Origin of the sequence: Novosphingobium sp. AAP93 (genome assembly GCF_001296055.1) — a bacterium.
Taxonomy (GTDB): Bacteria; Pseudomonadota; Alphaproteobacteria; order Sphingomonadales; family Sphingomonadaceae; genus Novosphingobium.
This window is the reverse complement of the sequence record NZ_LJHZ01000102.1, coordinates 21,500-45,421: the sequence shown is the minus strand read 5'-3', so window position 1 is coordinate 45,421 and position 23,922 is coordinate 21,500. Positions and strand designations below refer to the sequence as shown.

At 59.0% G+C, this 23,922-nt stretch carries 16 protein-coding genes; 12 read left to right on the top strand and 4 right to left on the bottom strand.

Translation table 11 applies throughout. From position 1 onward, the window contains the following. The first annotated feature begins 26 nt into the window (after nucleotides 1–26). Nucleotides 27–2,756, top strand: coding sequence for a spermidine synthase (locus IP83_RS15655; RefSeq protein WP_054123166.1), 2,730 nt, complete (start codon nucleotides 27–29; stop codon nucleotides 2,754–2,756). Between the two features lie 79 nt (nucleotides 2,757–2,835). Here the strand turns inward: IP83_RS15655 and purU are convergent, their stop codons facing one another. Beyond that, complete coding sequence (purU, locus tag IP83_RS15650) at nucleotides 2,836–3,675, bottom strand: formyltetrahydrofolate deformylase (protein ID WP_231625075.1); 840 nt, start codon at nucleotides 3,673–3,675, stop codon at nucleotides 2,836–2,838. A 300-nt stretch (nucleotides 3,676–3,975) separates the two neighbouring features. Here purU and IP83_RS15645 point away from each other — a divergent pair, with 300 nt between their 5' ends. Beyond that, a complete protein-coding gene (locus IP83_RS15645; RefSeq protein ID WP_369817032.1) occupies nucleotides 3,976–4,611 on the top strand; it encodes a TetR/AcrR family transcriptional regulator in 636 nt (211 codons plus the stop codon). Here IP83_RS15645 and IP83_RS15640 read toward each other — a convergent pair. Then, nucleotides 4,605–5,894, bottom strand: coding sequence for an aromatic ring-hydroxylating dioxygenase subunit alpha (locus tag IP83_RS15640; protein ID WP_197274403.1), 1,290 nt, complete (start codon nucleotides 5,892–5,894; stop codon nucleotides 4,605–4,607). The genes IP83_RS15645 and IP83_RS15640 overlap by 7 nt on opposite strands. On the opposite strand from IP83_RS15640, the gene IP83_RS15635 reads away from it, so the two are divergent. Both IP83_RS15635 and IP83_RS19650 read left to right on the top strand, forming a co-directional pair. Then, on the top strand, nucleotides 5,884–8,355 hold the full coding sequence (locus IP83_RS15635; RefSeq protein ID WP_197274402.1) for a TonB-dependent receptor: 2,472 nt from the start codon (nucleotides 5,884–5,886) through the stop codon (nucleotides 8,353–8,355). The two genes, IP83_RS15640 and IP83_RS15635, sit on opposite strands and share 11 nt — an antisense overlap. A gap of 122 nt (nucleotides 8,356–8,477) precedes the next feature. After that, a complete protein-coding gene (locus tag IP83_RS19650; RefSeq protein ID WP_125955330.1) occupies nucleotides 8,478–9,722 on the top strand; it encodes a sulfotransferase in 1,245 nt (414 codons plus the stop codon). Nucleotides 9,723–9,730: 8 nt separating this feature from the next. Here IP83_RS19650 and IP83_RS19645 read toward each other — a convergent pair whose 3' ends face one another. Continuing rightward, nucleotides 9,731–10,321 carry a hypothetical protein gene (locus tag IP83_RS19645; protein ID WP_125955331.1) on the bottom strand — a complete coding sequence of 197 codons (591 nt, stop codon included), beginning with the start codon at nucleotides 10,319–10,321 and terminating at the stop codon, nucleotides 9,731–9,733. A 375-nt stretch (nucleotides 10,322–10,696) separates the two neighbouring features. Between IP83_RS19645 and IP83_RS15615 the strand changes: the two genes are divergently transcribed. The 8 genes from IP83_RS15615 to IP83_RS15585 all read left to right on the top strand — a co-directional run bounded on the left by IP83_RS15615 (nucleotide 10,697) and on the right by IP83_RS15585 (nucleotide 22,422). Further along, nucleotides 10,697–12,838, top strand: a complete 2,142-nt coding sequence (locus IP83_RS15615; protein WP_082364760.1) for a CocE/NonD family hydrolase — start codon at nucleotides 10,697–10,699, stop codon at nucleotides 12,836–12,838. A gap of 60 nt (nucleotides 12,839–12,898) precedes the next feature. Then, entirely contained in the window at nucleotides 12,899–14,998 is a 2,100-nt protein-coding gene (locus IP83_RS15610; RefSeq protein WP_156309769.1) for a CocE/NonD family hydrolase, read from the top strand. Between the two features lie 194 nt (nucleotides 14,999–15,192). After that, nucleotides 15,193–16,575, top strand: a complete 1,383-nt coding sequence (locus IP83_RS15605; RefSeq protein WP_197274401.1) for an alpha/beta fold hydrolase — start codon at nucleotides 15,193–15,195, stop codon at nucleotides 16,573–16,575. Between the two features lie 215 nt (nucleotides 16,576–16,790). Continuing rightward, nucleotides 16,791–18,122 carry an MFS transporter gene (locus tag IP83_RS15600; protein ID WP_054123156.1) on the top strand — a complete coding sequence of 444 codons (1,332 nt, stop codon included), beginning with the start codon at nucleotides 16,791–16,793 and terminating at the stop codon, nucleotides 18,120–18,122. Nucleotides 18,123–18,214: 92 nt separating this feature from the next. Beyond that, nucleotides 18,215–19,327 (top strand): S-(hydroxymethyl)glutathione dehydrogenase/class III alcohol dehydrogenase, encoded by a 1,113-nt coding sequence (locus tag IP83_RS15595; RefSeq protein ID WP_054123155.1) that lies wholly within the window; start codon nucleotides 18,215–18,217, stop codon nucleotides 19,325–19,327. Continuing rightward, on the top strand, nucleotides 19,327–20,160 hold the full coding sequence (fghA, locus tag IP83_RS15590) for an S-formylglutathione hydrolase (RefSeq protein WP_054123154.1): 834 nt from the start codon (nucleotides 19,327–19,329) through the stop codon (nucleotides 20,158–20,160). Before IP83_RS15595 ends, fghA begins: the two co-directional genes overlap by 1 nt. Further along, a complete protein-coding gene (locus IP83_RS20345) occupies nucleotides 20,153–20,422 on the top strand; it encodes a hypothetical protein (RefSeq protein ID WP_125955336.1) in 270 nt (89 codons plus the stop codon). Before fghA ends, IP83_RS20345 begins: the two co-directional genes overlap by 8 nt. Before the next feature lie 62 nt (nucleotides 20,423–20,484). Next, nucleotides 20,485–22,422: an MOSC N-terminal beta barrel domain-containing protein gene (locus IP83_RS15585; protein ID WP_054123153.1), complete on the top strand. Its 1,938-nt coding sequence runs from the start codon at nucleotides 20,485–20,487 to the stop codon at nucleotides 22,420–22,422. A gap of 35 nt (nucleotides 22,423–22,457) precedes the next feature. On the opposite strand, the gene IP83_RS15580 is transcribed toward IP83_RS15585, so the two are convergent. Then, nucleotides 22,458–23,795 (bottom strand): aspartate aminotransferase family protein, encoded by a 1,338-nt coding sequence (locus IP83_RS15580; RefSeq protein ID WP_082364757.1) that lies wholly within the window; start codon nucleotides 23,793–23,795, stop codon nucleotides 22,458–22,460. Between the last annotated feature and the right edge of the window lie 127 nt (nucleotides 23,796–23,922).

Below are 23,922 nucleotides of genomic sequence, written 5' to 3'. Positions count from 1 at the left end.
CCAGTTCATGGCCTGACGGGGCTTGAATGAGCATCGCAAGAAAGAGAGATCCGAAGTACGTCGTCGCCGCTATCTGCATGGCGTTGTCTGGCATGGCAGCGCTGGTTTACCAGGTCGTCTGGACCCACAAGATGGCGGTGGCGATTGGAACGGCACAAAGCGCCGTCGCGATCATGCTGGCAAGCTTTCTCGGCGGTCTTGCGCTGGGTGGTTGGATGGCCGCGCGCTGGCTCAATTCTGGCGTCGATGCAGGCAGACGCTACGCGTTTCTAGAGCTGTTTATTGCGGTCTGGGCCATCGCCGTTCCTCTGCTATTTCCTCTGTTGCAGACGCTGCTGATCGGACTGTTGTCGAGCGGAGCGCATTTGCCGCCTGATGCAGGTTGGGCCCAGTTCTGGGTCTATCTTACGATCGTTGCAGCGGCCTTTGCACCACCGACCATCGCCATGGGAGCCACGCTGCCAATTCTGGTGCGCGCGGTGCGCTGCGGTGTGGACGATGTCGCTGGCCTCTATGCGCTGAATACGTTCGGCGCAGCGGCAGGAGCGATGCTGGCAGGCTTCCTACTGCTACCGTCTTTGGGACTGACTGTGGCCAGCCAGTTGGCCGCAGCGGCCAATATTGTGGCCGCTGTCTTGGCTTGGCGCCACCTGCGCTCCAACGGCCCCGAAAAGAAGCACGATGCGGGAACCGCTGCTTCGCCTGTTCAACGGGTGCTGGTTGCGGCGTTTCTGTCCGGGGTCGCTACTTTCGCACTTGAGGTATTCTGGACAAGGCTGCTGGCAATTCCCTTTGGGGGGACGACTCAAGGCTTTGCGTTCATGCTGGGCCTATGGCTGACGGGACTTGCGCTCGGTGGACTCTATGCTGCGCGGAAGCCGGGAAGTGCAGCCATGGCGCTCACGTTCGGCGCAATCTTGTCCTCGCTGGGCTATCTCGCAATCCTTGTTACGGGAGCTGCTGAGAAATCCGCGGTTCTGGCTCTGTTTCCGGGAGCCATTGCCTTCGGCATGGCCTATCCGCGCTTCGTCGAGGCGGCAGGCGGAGACCCTGCGAAAAGCGCGGCTGTGGTCTATGCCTCAAATACTGCGGGGGCGGTAGCAGGCGCTATGTTGGCTGGCCATTATCTGCTGGAATCGTACGGCTTCGGCGGAACGCTGCTTGTTGCAGTAACGCTACTTTTCTTAGCTGCTGCGGCCGTTTCTCACATATCAAAACAAACTTATGCATTCGCAGCAGGCGCGCTTGCGAGTATCGGCGGGCTCGTAATTGGAGTGCCGGAACCCTACTCGCTGCTCAAGGCCGGTGTCGTAGACAGAGACACATCCGGTGATCTGGTTTCGCTCAATGTGGGGCGCGTTGCAACAGTCGAAGTGCGCGACCGTGATGACGGTGTACTTATTCGAAGTGATGGGCTGCCGGAAGCACTGGTGCCGCGGGCGGGTACGCCACCAGCCCTGAATGATCAACACTGGCTGACTATTCTTCCATCGCTCGCACGACCGCAGGCCAGATCAATGATGGTGATCGGTCTTGGCGGAGGCGTCAGCCTGGAACCGGTCCCTTCGTGGATCAGCACCATAGATGTTGTCGAAATCGAAGAACGTATCATCGAGGCCAATCGCAGGATTGCGTCGCAGCGTGCGGTGGATCCGCTATCTGACGCCCGGGTCAAGATCGTCCACAATGATGCACGTAACGCAATGCTGCGCACTGGCAAACGCTACGACATCATTGTGTCACAGCCGTCGCATCCTTGGACGGCGGGTTCCTCGAATCTATACACGCGACAGTTTGTTGCGCTCGCCAAGGCGCGCCTCGCCGATCATGGAGTGTTTGTCCAATGGATGAACGCGTCCTTTGTTGATCCACGGTTACTCCGATCTTTCCTCGCGACGCTTGCATCTGAGTTCCCCAATGTCCGGGTATACGAACCGGTTCCGTTCAACTTGATCGTCATGGCTTCGGATGCTCCCATATTGCCAGAGAGCGGGCTTGCTGTAGTAGGGCCGGCCGATGTCCGGCTGCTCGATCGAGCGGGCATCCTGGATGCGGACGATTTCGCCTGGTCGCTCCTCCTTGATGAGGGAGCAGTGCGACGGGCTATTGCAGGGGCCTTTCCGATCAGCGACGACAGGAATTCAATGGCTTTTGAAACAGGGCCGGGGCGGGGAATCCTGACCCGGACGGGACTCGATGCCTTTACCCAAAGGCCTGCGGGCGTGCGGGCCGGTAGCGACTATTCCCGCCTGCGGCTGGCGCAGGCAGGCCTGCTACCATTCACGCCGGTGACGGAAAGTGGGCTGGTGGCGCTGGCCAGAGCGAAAGGCGCAGCTGGTGATTATGCGGCGCTGGCGGGGATGGATCGGCAACTTGCGTCCGTGACACCTGTTGAACCGGGGTATGCAGCCGCAAATCAGCTACGCTCGGCCTGGCGCCTTGAACGGATTGCTTCCGTCGATCCCCGGCAGCGTGCAGCCATAGCCCAAGAAACGCTGACTATCGTTGATGCCGCGCTGCGCGTCGAGGCAACCACCGATCTGCTGATCCAGCGCGCGACTCTTGCGCAAGTGATCGGCGATCATGCGATGCTGGTGGAAACTGCGCTCGCCTTTGCCGTTGTAGCGAGCCAGTCGAGGGGTGGAACTCTCGAAGCGCGCCGTTCGGAGGCGTTAAAGGCCGCCCTTGGGAGGCTGGAGTCGTCACCGATCCGCCAGCGCGCCATTGCCGCACTTGACGGCGTTGCGCAAAGATAAGGAAACTGTGACGCGGGGCTTGACAAACGTGGCATTGGACAGCCCGCAACAGGTCGTCAACCTGCTGGGCTCATTCCGTTCAATCAAACACAATCGTTCGGGATCCGTTCAGTATGACACGCTGCTCGACATGCCAGCGGACGGCACGCGAGAGGACTGATGCCTCGACTTCCTGACCAATAAGCGTGAGTTCCTCGGCGGTACGAGAATGACTTACGCGCCGCGTGTCCTGCTCGATGATCGGGCCTTCATCGAGATCGGTTGTAACGTAGTGAGCCGTCGCACCGATGAGCTTCACACCCCGGGCATGGGCCTGGTGATAGGGCTTGGCACCTTTGAAGCTTGGAAGAAAACTGTGATGAATGTTGATGCACCGCCCAGCGAGCACTGCGCAAAGATCTGGTGACAAGATCTGCATGTACCGAGCCAGAACAACCAGATCGATGTGATTCTCTTTTACCAGTTTGAGAAGAGCCCGTTCCTGCTCTGGCTTGGTCTGCGGAGTGACGGGCAGGTGATGATACGGGATGCCGTTCCACTCGGTGAATGAGCGCATGTCCTCGTGGTTCGAAACAACAGCTCGGATCTCCACTGGCAGTTGGCCAGCGCGCCAGCGGTAGAGCAGATCATGCAGGCAATGCCCGAAGCGCGAAACCATCAGCAGGATTCTTGGCTTCCTTGAGGCATCGGTGAAGGTCGCTGTCATATCGAACCGTGATGCAATGGGTGCGAAAGAGGATTCAACCTCAGGCAGCGAGGGTATCGCTGCTGACACCGGCTTGAATACGATCCGCATGAAGAAGTCGTCGGCATCCTGATGCTGGTGCGACTCCACGATTGTGAAGTTGGATTCGGCAAGAAAGCCTGTGACAGCCGCGACGAGTCCTGGCCGATCAGTGCAGCGAATGGTAAGGAACATTTTGTTTGTCATCTGGATTACGAAGCCATTTCCACAGCAGCCTCAGGTCATTCAATGACCATACAGCAGTGTATGGAAATCGCAAGCGTTGAACTCTGCTCCTGCGGAGCCTATTGCCAACGCGCGGGCCAACTGGCGACTCGTAGATCCTGGCGTTGCGCAAATTTGGTGGGATTGAGGTGGTCAAGGTCCCCATTCTTGCCGTTCTGTTATGAGGTGGGGACATCAGGTTGCCCCGCTTTATGCGAATTTGGCATGCTGTTGTTTGATCGTTCGTAATTTTGAGCGGGGTACGGACTGGTGGGAGGTGCGGTGAGCAGCGAAGGAAGCGCCGGTACATTGCGTCGGCGGACAAAGCCCCCAACGTCCAGTTCAAACCGGACCTCGTCGCGCTTAAGTCGCGAAGACTGGATCAATGCAGCGAAAACTATGCTGGTTGAAAGCGGTATTGACGGCGTAAAAGTCGATTTGCTTGCAAAGCGCATGAAGGTAACTCGCGGCAGCTTTTACTGGCATTTTGAAGATCGCGACGCGCTGCTCGATGCACTGCTGCATTTGTGGGAAGCAAGTAACACCGAACCAATGCTGGCGGCGATCAAGGCGGCCGGCGCACGCGGCGATCGCGAGGATTTTGATGCGACTGTCGGCCGCTTGTGGATCGACGAAACCGAATTCGACCCGGCATTTGATTCGGCAATCCGTGACTGGGCACGAACCGATCCCGACGTTGCGGAAGCTGTGCACCGCATCGACGACATTAGAGTTGCTGCCTTTGCGGAGATGTTCAAATCTTATGGCTTCACGGGCGACGAAGCGGAGGTCCGCGGTCGCATCATCTATTATCATCAGGTAGGTTACTACACCCTCGGCATCCGCGAAAGCAGCGCCGAGCGCAAGCGCCTTGGAGCGCTCTACGACAAGGTACTGCTCTACTGACTTATGGCTCCAGCCCCCAACCTGTCAGCAAGGTATTTGCGGATGTCGAGGCTGTCGTCTTCCATTGGTGCATACCAGCCATGTTCGAGCGCTCCCATGCTCATACCCTGCTGGACGCGTTCGCAGACTGCCCAATCCTGGCGGTTCGTGATGTCCCAGAAGTCGATCGCGTCGGAACCGTTGAAATTGGGTTGGGAAATTTCCTCCGGATCGAAGAGAAAGCGGCATTCGACAATCGTCTTTTCGGCTGAGATAGGCCAGAGGATGAAGGCGGCACCATGTTCTGCGCTCATTGAGAGCATCATGTTCGGATAGACGAGTTCGCCCTTGTGCCGAACCAACTCGAATTCGTCGAGCCCTGCGAACGGCTTGCGGGACGTCGTGCCGGTGAACGTGTAGGTCCAGGCTCCTTCGCGATGGGGTACACCATTTTCCCAGTCGAGTTCGAGACCGCCCTTCTTGCGGAATACCGGCACGATCTCGCAAAGTTCCGGATGGACACCGCTGCAGTGATAACATTCATTGTAGTTTTCGGCGATGACCTTCCAGTTCGCGGCGACCTCATATTTGATGGTATGCGCGGTCTGTAGTCGGTCCAGCGGGTAATTTGCGAGCCGTTTCGGAGCGAGACCAATATCAGCAACCCCAAGTGCCCTGGGTATCTCTTCCCCAAGCTCTGGGCGCAGTTTCAAGAAGATGAACCCGCCCCAGGTTGCGATACCAACCGGGATCAGGCTGAAATCTTTCACATTGAAATCGTCCGATTTAGTCAGGTGAGGTGCATTGATCAGCGCGCCGTCGAAACCGTAGGTCCATTGGTGATAGGGGCAGCGAATGAAGCCCCGGTCAATTCCCCCGTTGAGGGTAACCCCCCATTTCGAATCATCACCACAAAGTTTTGATCCGCGGTGACGGCAGATATTCTGGTGGGCGCGCAGGCTGCCGTCTTCGAGACGCCCGACAATCACGCTCTCTCCAAGGACCGGCACTACGATAGCGTTGCCGGGTTCTGGTACGTCTTCGCAACGCGCTACACATACCCATTCCCGGCTAAAGAGTGCGCTGCGCTCCCGCTCGAAGAACGCTGGTTCTGTGTAACACCGGAATGGCAAAGACGCCTTCATGGCTGAAGATACAAACTGACTCATCATGACCTCTCGCGAATCCGAATGGGCTACTTTCCATATTGCCAATGGGTCTTCAATACAATACAGTGCTGTATGGTTTTGATTCGATGCCGTAAAAATGCTGAGGTCAAAAAGGGAGGGATTGATGAGATTCAAGCGGTCAATTTTGCTGCAGACTGCAAGTCTCGCAGTGATGATGCATCCGCAATCTGCGAGCGCTCAGGAGGCTGACCGCAGCGGCTCATCGCAGGCCGACGAGATTGTGGTCACTGCCACCCGACGGGCAGAGACCGTCCTCGAAATCCCTTACAACATCAGCGCGGTCTCAGGAGATACGCTGGAGAAGGCTAACATCACAGATCTTGCTGGGTTGCGGAATAGCACACCCGGTCTGATTGCGGTTGACTATGGACCGCGTGCCAACGGCTCGAACAACAACTTCATCATTCGCGGCGTATCGACTGACGCGATTGGCGGGGGGGGAACATCGTTTCCCAAGCTCGGAAGTTCTGCGACATCGACCTATATCGACGACATCCCTGTTTTTGCGAACCTCAAGCTGAGCGACATTGCCCGCGTCGAAGTTTTGCGCGGGCCGCAGGGTACGTTGTTCGGCGCGGGGTCGGTTGGCGGTACAATTCGGTTGATCCGCAATCGCCCCGACATTGGCAAGTTCGATTATGAAGCGAATCTCGCCGCATCAACGACGCGACATGCTGGCAAAGCTGGCTATGACGCTGATGCCATGCTGAACGTCCCCATCGGTTCCACTTTAGCCCTGCGCCTAAATGGGGGCTACGAGTATCAGGCCGGGATCATCAACGCGACCAATGCCTATGTTTATGACAAAGATATCAGGTTCAATCCGGATGCACAGGTTGTGCTGGCCAATCCGGCAAGCCCCCTGACCAGCCCGGCCGTGACCCGGGCGATCAAGGACATTGACTGGGCGAAAATCTGGTTCGCCCGCGCCGCGTTGCGCTGGCAGCCCACCGATGCCGTGGACATCGAGGCGAGCTATCTTCACCAGAACACCAAGGCAAACGCCTTTCCATTCCGAACGGGCACCTCCGGTTATGAGAACCGGCAACTTATCCCAGTGAGCCCAATTGATACGGATACCGATCTTGCTTCGCTTACCGGGACAGTCGATTTCGGTTTTGCGACGCTGACGTCCGCGACGTCCTATTCCCGCAGCCGTTCGGATGACCTGTACGATAATTCCCAGATCGCCAACGCATTCATCCAGTATTATGGAAACTATCCGCGCGCCTCGACCACGAACTACGACATCGTCAAGGACAGATCATTCGTACAGGAGTTACGCCTGGTTTCGAAAGATAGTGACACGTTCGAATATGTGATTGGGGGATATTACCAGAACCGTAAACAGAGCACTTTCGCTTTCTCGACCGTGCCAGGACTTGCTGCCTATTCGACATTGCCGGGAAGCGGCGTTTTCCTTGATACCTATGCCAATGACGTGGTCCTCTACTTCGGAGGGGTTCGGCCTGGCACGCTCAATCCGCCCGACACATCCTTCACCTTCGATCGTCAGGTGCGTTTTGAGGAGCTGGCGGGTTTCGGGGAATTTACCTGGCATGCGACCCCAGCCTTGTCGTTCACTGGAGGAGCGCGAATCTTCAATCAGAAGTTCCGCCAGAGTACAGTGCAGACATTTCCGACCCTGGGGTTTTTTGGCGGTGATGGCGCGTCAAGCGATCCAGCCTATCTCGCGAATGGCACGTCGCAAGGTTCCGGCTCGCGTTCGGAAACTAAGGCCATTTTCAAAGGGAACGCATCGTACGAATTCGGCGACCAGCTGGCCTATTTCACCTTTAGCCAAGGCTTCCGCTCGGGCGGCGCCAACGCCTACCCGATCGGACCACGATCCTGTCCGGCTTGCGATCCGGGCACCTTCCTGAACTATGGTCCGGACAGCGCCAACAATTACGAGTTCGGCATCAAGGGCCGGTTGCTGGACCGCGCGATCAGCTACTCACTTGCTGCGTTTCGCATCGACTGGCAAGACATCCAGATTGAAATTGCCTCCAGGGCCGGTACACCAACAATTGTCAATGGCGGCCGGGCCAGATCGCAAGGGATCGAGTTTGAGGCTCAGGTGCGTCCGACCTCAATGGTCACAGCATCAATTTCCTACGCCTATACCGATGCCAAGACGACCGAAGTTATTGGTCCGATTGCCTTCGGCGGGCGCAACTTTATCGCACCTTCTGGTACCCGGCTGCCCGGTTCGGCGCGGCACCAGGTGGGTGCCGCCATTGATATTTCGGTTCCGCTGGGTAGCAACAAGGATCGGACCATCGACTTCCATGCCGATGTGAACTGGCGGAGCGATGTACTGTCTAGCCTCGATCCAAATTCTCCGGGATTTGCTAGGCTCGATGGGTTCGCCATGACGAACATGTCGGTCGCCTATGACTGGAGTTCGGCGCTGCGCATGCAGATCTTTGTGACGAACGTGTTTGACGTCGATGGCATTTCAGCGAAAACTGCCGGAAATAACCTTGCGCCGCCGAACATCAGAGCCTTGTACCGTGGGGACTATATTGCGCGGCCGCGGACAGTGGGAATTCGCCTGACGTTGAGACAGTGAGCAAAACGAGGGCAGCACTTGAGCAGGCGCGCGGCGCTCTTGCCGGGAACAGGCCCGACCTCGCGAGAGCTTGCCTGACGAGATCTTTCGACGAGCTTGTCGCTGATGTTCAGGCTGCGGCGATGGCTGGCGATCTCGCGTCCGCTGCGGGCGACTACCGCCTAGCCAACCGCTTTTTCGACAGCGTGCTTACACGCGAGCCGAACCTGGTCGGCGTGCGTTTCAATCGCGCGGCGACGGCTCGCTTTCTTGGTGAGCTGGAATCTGCCGAAAAGGACTATGATGCCGTCATAGCTGTGGACCCTGCAGATAGCGAAGCGTGGTTGAATCGTAGTCATCTCAGGCGCCAAACAAGCGTTCGCAATCACATTGCACAGATCGAGACAGCACTGGGCGGTGATCACCCGGCTTGGCAGCATCGAATGCGGCTACTTTATGCGCTTGCAAAAGAGCGGGAGGACCTTGGTCATGTTGCCCAGGCCTTTGCTGCCCTGGACGCAGCCACCAAGTTGCGGCGATGCCATCTGGATTATGACATTGACGATGATCTCGCGGCGCTAGCGGCAATTCGCAGCACCTTTACTAGTTCTACCTTGGCGTCGATGGGCGAGGGATTTTCCGGTGCTGCGCCGATCTTTGTCCTTGGCCTGCCGCGCTCGGGGACGACCCTGGTGGAGCGCATTCTTGAAGCTCATCCCGACGTCGTATCTGGTGGAGAGATGTCGGCCTTCGCGCGCGCGCTGGAGCATTGCGCAAAAGCGAGTGGATTCCGGGGGGGCGGCAAACATGCCTTGATCCCGTTCAGCAAGACGCTGGATCCAGTCATGTTGGGTGAGTTCTATCACGCGCTCGCATCGGCAGGCCGGGACCCGTCACTGCATATTATCGACAAACTGCCGCTCAATTATCTCTATATTGGGCTCATCGCCAAAGCTTTGCCACGTGCGCGCATCGTACATGTCCACAAGCCGCCACTTGCGGTGGGCTGGGGCATGTTCAAGACGCTGTTCGTACAAGGCTATCCTTTTTCCTATGATCAGGTTGAGCTTGGACGCTACATCGCGGCATTCCATAGGCTGATGGACCACTGGAGCCGCGAACTGCCCGGCAGGATTCACCATGTTTTTTATGACGATTTGGTGCGCGATCCGACAACCGGCATCCGCGAACTCGTGGCTGCCTGCGGCCTCGACTGGAATGAAGATTGCCTGTCACCACACAAGGGGTCAACTGCGAACACCTCGCACAGCGCGGCCCAGATCAGGGAGCCCATTCATACGAGAGGGTTGAGCGGATGGCGCGATTTTGCGCCCTATCTGGAGCCGATGCGCAAGGCGATGCTGGCAGAAGGCCTCGTAACAGAATGACGTCCCGTTTAACGGGCGGTGGCGGACGTTGGCTCGCTGTCTTTTGTCAGCTCATGCGGCTTTGATCGAGCGGGAATCGGCTTGATTACAACGTTGGAGAAATGGGCGATCGAACCTGGTCCGACCCACAGACCAACTCGCCCCGAACGCTCGCCAAGTTTGAGATTGCTGACGATCAGGTTAGGTTGCTTGGCACCGTTAACGAACAGGCTGGCGCGCGCACCCTCGACCACGATTTTCATGCGAGTCCATCGCCCCGGTTCGAGATCCACATAGGACTCGAACTGCCCCGGATCCTCAGTCCTCAATCTGTGCCAAGGATAGTCTGGATGGGAGATGTACTGGATGGCGCGATTCCGGCGCACCTGATCTTCGGCGCGGCCGTTGGTCGGCCTCAAGTAGATGGCTTCGAAACTGCTCCGATCTTCGGCGATGTGGAAGGCAATACCAACAAAACCTCTCGCGGTGGTTTCCGCGGATACGGGCATGCCTGCTACATCCGCCTCAATTACAAAATCTCTGATCGGCGGATAGGGAAGCACCGCGAAGGTCGCGTCGATATCAGCTGCTTCCGCTTCAGGAGAAACGATGAGTCTCAAGGCCCTGCGGTCCCGATATTCAGTATTCTCAGCACCGACGTTTTGCAACGTTAGGCGCCTGGCGTCTGAAACTGCCGTGGTTCCGGCCGACGCAGCGCCAGCAACTGAGACAGCAACCGCCCCGGCGATCAGGCAGGAGACCCGTCGAAAACTTCTGTGCACTCAACAAACTCCTTCGGATGCGGTGAGTACTTGCGGGGCGTGGCTTGGTCGTTGCACCGAGTCTTTGAGATTTGACGCCAGTGGGAGGCTGTGGATCGGCGCCCCGGAGATATTGACGAAACCCGATTTCATCGCGCTTGGCATTACAATACAGAACTGTATGGTAGTGTCAAGGCTGGATGATTCGGCCACTCACCGAGTGGAGGACGGAGAATGGCGGGAGAAATTGCTGTCTGGGCAAGTGACGGCGATCAGAAGCTACAGAAGCGCGAGATCGAACCGGGCTGCCTGGTTTCGCGCAGTTCTCGTACAATGAGTCGTCTAAGTCTGGGTTTCGCGGCAGCGTTTGCGATCCTTACCACGTCCTACGCCAGTGCCAAAGATGCCCCGCAAGCTAGCTTCTTGCGACAAAAGATTGCGATGAAGGATGGAGTGCAACTGGAAATCTGCCTTGCCAAACCTTCCAAGGCGCCTCCGAAAGAGAGATTCCCAGTTCTTCTCACGGTCGATGGATATGCTAGTCCTTGTGGAAGCCACGGACGCCCGTGGTATGCCGACTACGTCAAGGCAGGCTATGTCGTAGCCTATCTCAATCTTCGTGGAACGGGAGCCAGTGAAGGGAAGCTGGCAGACCGGGAATACTCCCAAACCGAGCTTGATGATACGGCTGAGGCCGTGGACTGGCTGTCAAGTCAGCCTTGGTCAACCGGCCGCATAGGCATGTTTGGGACCTCGTGGAGTGGCTTCACCGCCATGCTGGTGGGTGCCAGGAAACCGGCTGCGCTCAAAGCCATCGTCACATTCATGGCGACCGAAGACATTTACTCCGAAGATGTTCGCTATCCTTCGGGTATCCTCCATATGGACGACTATACAGTCGCCGCCGACAGCATGCTGTTTGTGACACCGCCGGATCAGGATCCGTTCGATGAGGAGATCCTGCGAAACCGGTTCGACCAGCAGCCGATGAGTCTTACATTTCTGCGGCAGCAGCGGGACGGTGAGTTCTGGCACCGCGGCTTGCGCCGTGATCTTAATCCCTCTGCAGGTGATGTGCCGACTATGATGGTCGGAGCGTGGCATGATCCCTATCGAAACGCGGCCATTCGCGCTTTGGAAAACTCGCGTGGGCCTGTGCGGGCGGTGATCGGCCCCTGGAATCACAGCTCGGATTATCCCGGGCCGACCGCCGATCTTGGGCGAGTAACACTCGATTGGTGGGATTACTTCCTGAAAGGCAAGCAGAACGGCGTGCTTGAAAAGCCGCAAGTGAGTGTCTTCATGCGGCGCCCCTACCGCCCGATCATTTCGCGCTCGCAAATCCCTGGCGAGTGGCGCTCGATTGCGCGCTGGAACAATGCGCCCATCCGGCCGCAGATCTTCTCTTTGACCGAGAGCCACGCCCTAGCGCCCATTGCGGGGCCGGCTTCGGATCACCGATTGCGCATGATTGCCAGTACGGGGGTCGGCGCAGGACTGGGCTGGATCGATGTGTCTCCGGATCAGCGCGAGGGCGACGCGACAGCGCTCATCTATGAAAGCTCGCCGCTGACGAGTGAATTGCAGATTCTTGGCTCTCCGGTCGCGTCGCTGCTGTCCTCAGTCGATGTCGATCATGCGAACTGGTTCGTGAAGCTATCCGACGTAGCTCCTGACGGGACCACAACGCTGGTCACGGGCGGGGCGTTGAACGGCGCACAACGCCAATCATCTGTCGAGCCGGAGCCACTCGTGCCCGGAACCCGGTATCCCTTGGAAGTGAAACTTCACGCCACCTCATGGATCTTCCAACCTGGTCACCGCATGCGCATTTCGGTCTCCAATGCCCTGTTCCCGTCCTATTGGCCGTCGGCGAAGCCGCTGGTCATGACGCTCGGCGTGGGGGAGGGCGGCTCGACGCTCGCGCTGCCGGTCATTCCGCCGCAAGCGCCCGAAGCTGCCGAAAAGGCGGCGGCCGACATGGGTAGCCGCAATCTGACAGTGACTGAAGCGGAAGCAGCAGGCAGCGGCCATGCTGAAACGACCTGGAACGGCCCGGTCAGAAGTCAAATCCTGCGCGACGATCTGAAGCGGACGACGACCGTCAAACGCGGTTATCAGTGGGCCAGCCCTGACGGGGAGGACGTATCAGTCGAATTTTCCGTTGCCGATGATGATCCCGCGAAAGCCAGCTTTGTTGGCCGATCGTTCATGAAAAGCAAATGGCGAGAGCATGATGTCGAATGGCGCGGCACGACGGAGCTCAAGAGCGATGCCGGGGCCTTCCATTATAGGCATGTCCGGCAGCTATTGAGGGACGGCAAGGTCGTTCGTGAACGCGAATGGAATGAGCGCATCCCGCGCGACCTTCAATAGGGCGACCGATTGAGTCCTCGGGCGGAGCGCGAGGCCGGTGTCTGCGACGAGGAGAAGAGCATGCAAGGGTCGAGGCGGGAGTTCATTGCTGGCGCGGGCGCGCTTTCGGCGATTGGCGGTTGGTATCGGCCGGCTTGGGCCAAGACGGACGTTTGGTTACCGCCAGCAAACCGGAAGCTGAAAGTTGTTGAGCACAGCTTGATTGAGATGCCTGACGGCGTGAAGCTGGCAGCGCGAATTTTCCTGCCCGAAGATGCTGATGCCCGCCCGGTAGGAGCGATCCTCGAGTATATTGGTTACGGCAAACGTAGAAATTATCGGCGTGTCGACGACCGAACCGCATCGTGGTTGGTCCCACGTGGTTTCGCCCTAGTGAGGGTCGATGTGCGCGGCACTGGTGAGTCAGGCGGCATAATTGTCAACGAGTATGACTTGCCCGAACAAGCTGACGTTACACCCTTGATAAAGTGGATAGCACGCCAGCCCTGGTGCAATGGCAATGTCGGGATGAGGGGCATTTCATACGGTGCGATCACGGCCTACCAGGCGGCAGGCAAAGATATTCCCGAGCTCAAGGCAATCATCGCCGCAATGGGCACGGAAAACGGCTATACAGACGATGTCCATACACTGGGCGGATGCGTCATCAACGAAAAAGTGGTTTGGGGCACAATCTGGAAACAGGTCATGACGGTGCCGCCCGATCCGGAGCTCGTGGGCGAAGTCTGGCAGTCAATGTGGCTTGAGCGATTGCAGGCACAGCTTCCTCTGGTTTCTGAATGGATGCGCCACCAGCTGGTTGATCAGTACTGGAGAAATAGAATTCTTTCGAATTACTCAAAGGTCAAATGCGCTGTCTATGCAATCGGCGGACTTGAGGATTCCTACATTGATACCGTGCCTCGAATATTGGAGAGGCTTGACTGCCCACGGAAGGGCATAATCGGCCCATGGGGTCATGACTGGCCGCAGGAGGGCGATCCGGGACCGCGGCTCGATTGGGCGGTTGAGGAAGCGCGCTGGTGGGACCATTGGCTGAATGGTCATGACACAGGCTTGATGAAAGAGCCGATGTTGCGGTCGTTCGTGGCCGAAGCAACGGTGGCACAATGCTATCCCCAAGACGTTCCGGGCCGTTGGGTAGCGGATGAGGCCTGGCCGTCTGCCCAGATCAGCAAGACCTCTTACCGATTGGGACAGGGCGGAATACTAAGCCGCAAGCGCTCGCCCAAAGGCAAAGTCGAGATTCCCGCTAATGTCCTTGTAGGTACGGCTATACCAGTCCTGTCTCCGATCGACATGACATCCCAGGCACCTGTCGAGCAATCATTTGACGACGACTTTTCGATTCTATTCGAAACAGCGCCGCTCACACAAGGCATTGATATTGTTGGGCAGCCAAGACTGAAACTTCATTTCGTCGCTGACAAGCCCATTGCCAAGATCGCAGTACGACTTAACGAAGTTACGCCAGACGGACGATCTTGGCTGTTGACGTACGGCGTCCGCAATCTCGCGCACAACTCTGATCATACGGCCTATGTCCCTATTGCACCAGGAACCGAACAGACCCACGAGGTGCTTTTGAAGCATACTTCCCGGCGTATAAGAAAAGGCTCCCGGCTTCGCCTTTCGATATCCCAAAACCAGTGGCCAATTGTTTGGCCCGCGCCCGAAGATGTTGCGCTGCACTTGATTACTGGCGTGACCCATCTGGAGTTGCCCCTACGCATTGGCAGGACAACCGAACCAGATATGCCGATCAAGACATTGCCCAATCCTGCACGATCTCCTGCACAGGAAATGAAGCCGACGAGCAGGCTGGCAAGAATTGAGGGAGCAGCCGGGAAGCGCAAAGGGGTTATGGAAGTTGCCTTGCCAATGGAGCTCCAAAATCTGGAGCCGATAAAAATGCAATTGGGTTCAGGGCTTTCGTTAGATGCCACGATCACGGAGGGAGATGTCAATTCCTACCGCATTGCATTTACCTCCGAGAATGCTTCGTCGCGCGATGGATGGAAAACGGAAGCACGCGTCAAAACCACGATGACCAGCACCCCCAGCGAATTTATCGTCGAGGAAAGCATCGAGGCCAAGCTGAACGATAAGGCTCTGTTTGCGAGGCAATGGTCCAATCGTATCCCGCGTAACGGAAACTGACTGGATTCAATATTTTCATCGAAATCGGTGGGTTGTGAAGGGCACCTTTTTGGTGAAACCGTCATGACAATTTGACAAATAATAGGGAGCTTAGATCGATGCCCAAGGGAAATTTTCTGCGCTGGAACTCTTGGTTTTTCGGAGGTGCGACGCTCGCACTAACCGGAATCGCCCAGGTTGGTAGGGCGGAGACCATGACTATTCCCCAGCGTGCTGTGGCACCCGCTCCCTGCCCGATCGAGGTTGCACCGGCGCTTGGCGGGCGCGTCCAGTGTGGCAAGATCGAGGTTCCCGAGGACCGGGAAAGGGCCAATGGCCGAACGGTGACTGTCCACTTCGCCATCGTCCAGCCTGAACAGCTGGCTGCGGGCCGCGCTCCGATCCTGTTCGTCATGGGGGGCAATGGCGCGGGCCTCAAGAACCTGCAAAGGCAACCGGGCTTGGCTCAAATCCTGTCACGCAAGGATGCGGTGATCTATGTCGATCATCGCGGATCGACACCGTGGGGGAAGCCTGACATGTCGTGCCCGGAATTCCCGGAAGGCATGGAGGCAGCCGATCCCAAGGTTGATCCGGCTAAGGTCGAGACTTGCCGCAAAAGCCTTACCGAGCGGATGGACCTCAATGCCTATGGTGCTTACGAGGCCGCGCAGGATCTGCGGGACGTGCGGCTTGCACTCGGCATTGATCGCTGGAACGTCTATGGCGTCTCTTATGGCACCACGATTGCGCAGCGCCTCAATGTAATTGATGGCAAGGCGATCGGAGCCGTCGTGCTCGACGGCATGTCGGGCATGGAGTCCAATGCCTTCGGCAAGGCCTTCGTGGTCCAGCCGCTTGTCGAGCTGATCGACGAATGCTCGGCCGCGCCGGAGTGCGCCGCAGCATTCCCCCGGTTCGAAGCCAATCTGGGCAAGGCAGCCTCCAGTCTTGAACGCCGCCCCCGCGTGATCGAGGGCCGCAAGGTCTCCAACGTGGAATTCCTCGATCAGGTCAGGCTGGCGCTGGCCCATCCGGACCTGCGGGGCAAGATTCCGCTGGCGGTAGAGCGCGCTGCCAAGGGCGACCTGCTCGCTTGGCAGGGCCTCGCCAACCCGGAAGCCAATAGCGGTGGGAAGGATCCGGCCTTCACCTGGCCGAGTTCGGTCTGCCGCGACGAGTTTCCCCGCATGGATCGCCCTGGCACTGGCGCCTTCCCGACCCGTAAACTGGCGCCAGCAGTGGTTTCGGGCGCGAGGATGACGGCGTTCGAAAGCTATGATTGGGCCAGGTTCTGCCCCAGAATGGGCTTCAGTATGAGCGATCCTGCTACGATTGCCGTGGCCCGGTCCGATACGCCAGCTCTGTTTCTTGCTGGTCAACTGGACCTCGTTACTCCACGGTTCCAGAGCGAGGAGACCGCAGGCAACTTCACCACTGCCCGGATCGTCGAGTTTCCGCTGACCTTTCACTTCGTTCTGCTGAACCATTCCGAATGCGCAGGTCGTATGATCGTCAAGTTCTTCGAGAATCCGGTTGATCCGCTGGATCGGGCATGTGTCGATGAGCTGCCCGAAACCAGATGGGTTCTAAAGTAGGTCTATGCAGAGACGGTGCAGGCGGCCCATGGTATACTACGACCTATGGGGGCAGGCACTATGAGCCAAAAATCCTACGATTATCGGCAGAAAATCAATGCGCGGATTGCGCAGGCCTGCATATTGGTATACCAGAATTGAGGTCTTGCAGCTTTTGCGATCGACGATGGCAAGCCGGGAGAGATTGAATGGCTTCCAATAAGGACGAACGTCCAATGATAGCCGTCTCCGACGTGCTAGACAATGCGCCGTTCTCCGCCTTCCATTTCGGACTCATCCTGCTGTGCACGTTAGTGGCCATTGTTGACGGGTTCGATACGACAGCACTTGGCGTGATCGCACCGACGGTCGCACGGGACTGGGGCCTGAGCCTGCCGACGTTCGCGCCCGCTCTGGCGGCTTCGCTCGTCGGCATGGCCCTTGGAGGGGCGATAGGGGGTATGCTCGGTGATCGGTTTGGTCGCCGACCAGTCATGATCATAATGTTCGTAATCGTCACCCTGGCAACGCTCGCTTCGGCCTTCGCCAAGAATATTCAGCAGTTGGAGGCACTGCGGCTGCTGACTGGCCTCGGTATCGGCGGCACCATCCCGCTGGGCGCTGCTCTGGTTGCCGAATACATGCCAAAAAGGCATCGCAGCTTCCTGTTGGTCGTGATGTTCAGCGGACACGCTCTGGGCGGCACATTGGCGGGTCTCCTGGCGCCATTCCTGATTAACAACTTCGGATGGCGAAGTGTCTTTTTCGCAGGAGGCATCGCGCCGGCAATCCTGGTTTTCGCTCTCCTCGCGCTCCTTCCAGAGTCCGCCCGCTACCTCACAGCGCAGGGCACGACTGCCGCCAGAGCACGTGCGATCGGACTACTCACGAAGGCTAATGCGACAGCGCGCGTGACCGCAGGCGCGCAGCTTACGACAGGTGAACAGGCAGTGGCTCGGGGGAGCGTCGCCGATCTGTTCAAGGCCAATCGGGGATCGCAGACTGTCTTTCTCTGGATCACGTTCTTTGCGACGCAGTTCGTCCTGTTCGCCCTTGCAAGTTGGCTCACCAGTCTGCTTACACAGGCCGGACATAGCCAGGATACGGGGGCCTATGCCCAGATGCTGCACAACCTCGGTGGTGTCTTCGGCAGCCTTGCGTTCGGCCTGCTGAGTGATCGCCTGAGTGCCCGCCCGGTTCTGATTGCCGTGAATTTCGGATCAATCGTCTTCATTGCTGGTCTTGGCATGTTTGCAGCATCGGACTTCGCTCTACTGATGGCTCTCGTTTCTGGTGTTTTCGTACTTGCTGCACAACTGTGTTTGAACGCCTACACGACCGGACTTTATCCCACTCCATTGCGTGCAACCGGAGTGGGCTGGGCTCTCAGTTTCGGTCGGCTCGGATCTATTTTAAGTCCGTTGGTGACAGGTGCTCTGATGGCTCGAGACTGGACGCCAAGCAGCCTCTTCTTCGCAATTGCTGCTGTGCCCTTGATAAGCATTGCCGCACTCACCTTCGTCAGAGGCGAACGCCACGAAACAAGCGACGTTATTGCAGGGCATTAGCGGTAAGTGACAGGAATACATAACAGCGAGCGCGATGGTGATCATCGCCGCCGCCAATCTGGTTTCGACTTCTCAAGTTTAAGGAGTACAACATGAAGACCCGTGCCGCCGTTGCCTTTGCGCCGAAACAGCCGCTCGAGATTGTCGAGCTCGACCTGGAGGGTCCGAAGGCGGGCGAAGTGCTGGTCGAGATCATGGCAACGGGTATCTGCCACACCGATGCCTACACCCTCGACGGGTTCGACAGCGAAGGGATATTCCCCTCAATCCTGGGCCACGAAGGCGCCGGCGTGGTGCGTGAGGTTGGTGCCGGGGTGACTTCGGTCAAGCCAGGCGATCACGTGATCCCGCTCTACACGCCCGAATGCCGCCAGTGTAAGTCGTGCCTCTCGGGCAAGACCAACCTGTGCACCGCGATCCGCGCGACCCAGGGCCAGGGGCTGATGCCCGATGGCACCAGCCGGTTCAGCTACAAGGGGCAGACCATCTTCCACTACATGGGCTGCAGCACCTTCTCGAACTTCACCGTCCTGCCCGAAATCGCCGTCGCCAAAATCCGCGAGGACGCGCCCTTCCAGACCTCGTGCTACATCGGCTGCGGTGTGACCACCGGGGTCGGCGCGGTGATCAACACGGCCAAGGTCCAGGTCGGTGACAATGTCGTGGTCTTCGGCCTCGGCGGCATTGGCCTCAACGTGATCCAGGGCGCGCGGCTGGCCGGGGCGAACAAGATCATCGGCGTTGATATCAACGAGACCCGCGAGGAGTGGGGCCGCAAGTTCGGGATGACCGACTTCCTCAACTCCAAGGGCATGAGCCGCGAGGACGTGGTCGCCAAGATCGTTCTGATGACCGATGGCGGCGCGGACTATACCTTCGATGCCACCGGCAATACCGAAGTTATGCGCACCGCGCTGGAAGCCTGCCATCGTGGCTGGGGTACCTCGATCATCATCGGCGTGGCCGAGGCCGGCAAGGAAATCGCCACCCGGCCGTTCCAACTCGTGACCGGCCGAAACTGGCGCGGCACGGCCTTTGGCGGGGCCAAGGGCCGCACCGATGTGCCCAAGATCGTCGACATGTACATGGCGGGCAAAATCCAGATCGATCCGATGATCACCCATGTGATGGGCCTTGAAGAGATCAACACCGCCTTCGACCTGATGCATGCGGGCAAGTCGATCCGCTCGGTCGTGGTGTTCTGATGGAGCAGGTCTCGGCCTGGCGGAGCCATGGCGGCACGCAGGGCGTCTATACCCATCAGTCGACCGAGACCGGCACGCCGATGACCTTTTCGGTCTTCGTGCCGGATCACGCACCGGGGCAGAAGCTGCCGGTGCTGTGGTATCTGTCGGGCCTGACCTGCACCCATGCCAATGTGACCGAAAAGGGCGAATTCCGCGCCGCATGCGCGGAGCATGGGGTTATCTTCGTAGCCCCGGATACCAGCCCGCGCGGCGATCTGGTGCCGGATGACGAAGGCTATGACTTCGGCAAGGGCGCCGGGTTCTATGTCGATGCGGCACAGGCGCCGTGGTCGGCCAATTACCGGATGCGCAGCTATATCGAGCAGGAATTGCCTGCGCTGATCGGTGGGAATTTCCCGGTCGATATGGCGCGTCAGGGGATTACAGGCCATTCGATGGGTGGCCATGGTGCATTGACCATCGGTTTGCGCAATCCCGATCGCTTCCGCTCGGTCAGCGCCTTTTCCCCAATCGTTAGCCCGCTGAACTGCCCCTGGGGCGAGAAGGCGCTGGCCGGCTATCTGGGGCCCGACAAGTCGACCTGGCGCGAGTACGATGCCTGTGCCCTGATCGAGGATGGTGCTCGTCTGCCCGATCTGCTGGTCGACCAGGGCGATGCTGACAACTTTCTGCACGAGCAGCTCAAGACCGGGCTGCTGGTCATGGCTTGTCGCAAGGCCGGTATCCCGGCGACGATCCGGATGCAGCCGGGTTACGATCATTCGTACTACTTCATCTCCACCTTCGTGGCCGATCACATCGGCTGGCATGCGGTACGCCTCGGTGGCTGACTTCGCTGCCGATCGGTTCCTTTGTCAGCCGCCGCATGTGGCGTTCTCCGCATGTTTCTTTGATGGTGAGGGCGACGGGATCATGCCGTTTGACTGGGGGCTGCGTATCGCCAGGCGCAATTCGCCTGGTCGTAGCCTGCTGTTCCCATTGACCGGTCGCTGGGCGCTTGCCGAACAACCGGACTGTGCAGGCAAAATCACGCCGACTTTTCCCGACGGCAAGACAATCGGAGATGCCGCGCAATACGTCGGCGCCTGCTGAGGACTGAATGGGTCGAAGAACCGGTAGCGGCGCGGTGAGCAGTGGGGCCTGATGGAGGGGGTATGCAGGTTGGAACGCTTGATGCTTTGTGGCGCTATCCGGTCAAGTCACTCGGCGGCGAACGCCTGATCCGTTCGCGACTCGACACGGCCGGCTTGCCCGGCGACCGGATTCTGTGTCTGCGCGACGAGGGAAATGGGGAAATATTGAGCGCCAAGCGCCTTCCCGTGATGTTGGGCCTGCAGGCCCGGTATGACGAGAAAAGCGGCGGTGTCATGATCGTCACCACGGCGGGCGACCTGATCGATTCGGCCGATCCATTTGCCTCCGCGCTGCTGGGCGCGCAGCTCGGCCGGGTAGTAAGCCTGCTGCCCCTGATGGAAGATGACGCACACTACCGGCGACGGGTGCCGCTCAATCCCGACGGGGTCAAGCGCCTGCTCGGACTGTCGCTCCAGGATGAACTTCCCAAGGCCGATGTTCCTGACGAAGTCAGGTTGGTCCTGCGCCAGTATGTCACCTGGCCAGGCAGCCATTTCGATGTTGCGCCCCTGCATGTCGTGACCCGGCAATCGCTGGAGAAGCTGGCCGGCGGTTCGGACGATATCGCACGTCTGGAACGCTATCGGGCAAACCTGGTGCTGGACTGCGACACGCTGGCCGATTGGCCGGAACAGGCCTGGATCGGGCACCGCCTGTGCATCGGCGATGCCGTGATCGCGATAACCCAGGCGACCGTTCGCTGCGCCATGCCGCGCTATGCACAGCCCGACCTGCCCGACAATCCCGCGGTTTCGTCGAGGCTGCGCGACAAGACCGGCCATGTGCTTGGGGTCTATGCCCGCGTGATCCGGGGCGGAATGCTGGAATGCGGGGCCGAAGTCGGCGTTGAACCGAACCTGGGAGAACGAAGGTATTATGATATCCCCGCCTTCGCACAACCGGGTCGTGAAGCGTCCGCTCCCAGCCCCCGCGGCGACCGGTTGTGGCGCGTCACAGAAGTGATCCGGGAATCGGCGGAAATTACCTCGTTCTGGTTGAAGCCCGAAGATGGCGCGCTGTTGCCGTTCCTGCCGGGCCAGCATGTGATTGTCCGAATGCCGGGCGGCGGGGATTCGCGGGTCTATTCGCTATCGAGCGGGGTCGCAGACACGGCCTGCCGGATCAGCGTCCGCCGCGATCCATCGCGCGATGCGGGCTTCACTGCTATGCTCGTCGATCGGATCAAGGTTGGTGATGCTCTCAGGATAAACGGGCCAATGGGCAGTTTCGCGGTCCATCCCGCCGATTCCAGCCCGCTTGTTCTCGCCAGTGTGGGAGTCGGGATAACCCCGTTCCTCAGTATCCTGCGCAGCGCGATCGCGCTGCGGCCGACGCGTCCGATCCATCTGTTTCACTGCACGGATACTCCGGCAGGCTTCGCCTTCGAAGGTGAGTTGCGATCGGCGTTGCGCCTCTTGCCCAACCTTCAGATCGATGTTCTGGCGAAGGCGCCGCGCTGCAGCGAGGAGCGCCTTGCCTTTAGCCAGGCCAGGCTGGATGCAGTCAGGCTCGTTTCAAGTCCCCTTTTCGGCGCGGGCGCCAGAATCATGCTGTGCGGCTCTCCCGGTTTTGTCGAACGTCTTGGCGGCCAGCTGCGCGCGCACGGGGTCGCTGACGCCAGATGGACCAGCGAGCTATTCATTCCCGCCGGCAAGGCTCACTTCCAGGCCGGAAGCGCTTCGGCCGGCTCCTTTGGGGTAAAGGTCAATGCGACACTTGAAGGGGCCTGGGGCGATGCCAGCAATCTGCTGGAATGGATCGAAGCGGCAGGCTATGCGGCCCCCAACGGTTGCCGCTACGGGGCATGTGGGGCCTGCGCGGCCAGGCTTGTCGCAGGCAAGGTCGAATATCTGCCCGGCGTGACTGCGCCCACTGATCCCGGAACTGTCTTGCTGTGCACGGCCCGACCGGCGTCGGACATCGAGCTGGAAACCGACATCCACCCCATCGCCGGTTGATGCCGCAGGGCTGCGCTCTGCTCGGAACCGGAAAGTCAGCCGGCCGGCCGGGGCAGGCGTGCGAATACCCTGTCGAGGCGGGCAAGGGCTTCGCGGATGTCATCCTCTGCCATTGTCCCGGAAATGTAGATCCGGCTGCCGGCGCCGATCGACAGGCCTTCCTCCATGCAGATCACGCGGAAGGCGGCGCGTCGGGCTGCATCGGCGGCTTCCAGTTCGGTCGGGGAATAGGCAACATCCGCCTTTAGGAAATCGACGTAGATCTGGCCGCGCGGTCCTTGCAGGAACAGGTCGTCGTGGCCGTGCGCGGCAGCCATTTCGCGCAGCCCCTCCCTGAAGCGGGCCTGGATGCGGTCGACATTGCGGTACCATGCTCCGTCGTCTTCGGCCAGCAGGTCGAAGGTTGCGATTGCGGCGGCCATGCCCAGCGGGAAGCAGTTGAACGTGCCAGCTCCCACGACCCGGCGATCGCTGAGCAATTCCATGACATCGGCGCGGCCGGCCACGGCGGCGAAGGGCAGGCCGGCCGCAATCGCCTTGCCGTAGGTGGCCAGATCGGGAGTGACCCCGAACACTTTCTGCGCTCCGCCCAGATCGACCCTGAAACCGGTTATCACTTCGTCGAAGCACAGCAGAACACCGAAGCGGTCGCACAGCTTGCGAACCGCTTCGAGATAGCCCGGGCGGGGCGGGCAACCACCGAAGTTGCACATGATCGGTTCCATATGTACCAGAGCGATCTGGTCGCCGTATCGCTCCAGTACCGCTTCCAGAGCATCAGCATCGTTCCATTTGATCTTGTATTGGTCGAGGAGTGCCACCGGTGATCGACCTTCGGTAGACGTATTGAAGCCGCCCGCAGTTCCCGGAAGATCGATTGGGTGTGGCGGTGCGTCTGGGTCGGGGTTGATTGATCCACCGAGAACACTGTCCATCCAGCCGTGATAGTGACCATCGAAACGGAGCACATAGGGACGGCTGGTGAAGGCCCGGGCCAGACGAAACACGAGTTGGACAACTTCGGAACCGGACAGGCCATACTTTACCAGTTCTGCGCAGGGGATCGCGCTGGTCATCCGCTCGCCGAGTTCAACTTCGAGCGGGGAGTAGAACTGGCCGGGCAGGGGCGAGGGCAGAGTTCGCAGCTGCGCCTCGACGGCTGAGATCCACTGGGGGTGTCCGTGACCGAATATCAGCGGCCCCATGGTCAGGGCGAGGTCGATATAATCTCGACCCTCAACATCGAAGATGCGGTGGCCAGCCGCGCGCTGTGCGAAAATGGGAGCGATCGGCAATGCGGGCGCGAGGTTGCTCTGTGGCCCAGTCAATACTCTTGCTGCCCGATGCGTCCAGTCTGCGTTGGTGTTTGCCATGGCTGCCCTTGGTCCTAGTATACCAAAATAGTTGCTAGTTGCGAATTATCGCGATGTAAATCGCCAAACACACCATCCCGTGCCCATGTTGGTATACTATTGGCTGCAATCAGGGCAAAGCTGAGCG

Coding starts and splice junctions, on each gene's coding strand:
- IP83_RS15635 (WP_197274402.1), top strand. CDS start 5,884: ATGAGATTCAAGCGGTCAATTTTGCTGCAGACTGCAAGTCTCGCAGTG.
- fghA (WP_054123154.1), top strand. CDS start 19,327: ATGGAGCAGGTCTCGGCCTGGCGGAGCCATGGCGGCACGCAGGGCGTC.
- IP83_RS15610 (WP_156309769.1), top strand. CDS start 12,899: ATGCAAGGGTCGAGGCGGGAGTTCATTGCTGGCGCGGGCGCGCTTTCG.
- IP83_RS15585 (WP_054123153.1), top strand. CDS start 20,485: ATGCAGGTTGGAACGCTTGATGCTTTGTGGCGCTATCCGGTCAAGTCA.
- IP83_RS15600 (WP_054123156.1), top strand. CDS start 16,791: ATGATAGCCGTCTCCGACGTGCTAGACAATGCGCCGTTCTCCGCCTTC.
- IP83_RS15655 (WP_054123166.1), top strand. CDS start 27: ATGAGCATCGCAAGAAAGAGAGATCCGAAGTACGTCGTCGCCGCTATC.
- IP83_RS15605 (WP_197274401.1), top strand. CDS start 15,193: ATGACTATTCCCCAGCGTGCTGTGGCACCCGCTCCCTGCCCGATCGAG.
- IP83_RS19650 (WP_125955330.1), top strand. CDS start 8,478: ATGGCTGGCGATCTCGCGTCCGCTGCGGGCGACTACCGCCTAGCCAAC.
- IP83_RS15595 (WP_054123155.1), top strand. CDS start 18,215: ATGAAGACCCGTGCCGCCGTTGCCTTTGCGCCGAAACAGCCGCTCGAG.
- IP83_RS15615 (WP_082364760.1), top strand. CDS start 10,697: ATGGCGGGAGAAATTGCTGTCTGGGCAAGTGACGGCGATCAGAAGCTA.
- purU (WP_231625075.1), bottom strand. CDS start 3,675: ATGTTCCTTACCATTCGCTGCACTGATCGGCCAGGACTCGTCGCGGCT.
- IP83_RS15580 (WP_082364757.1), bottom strand. CDS start 23,795: ATGGCAAACACCAACGCAGACTGGACGCATCGGGCAGCAAGAGTATTG.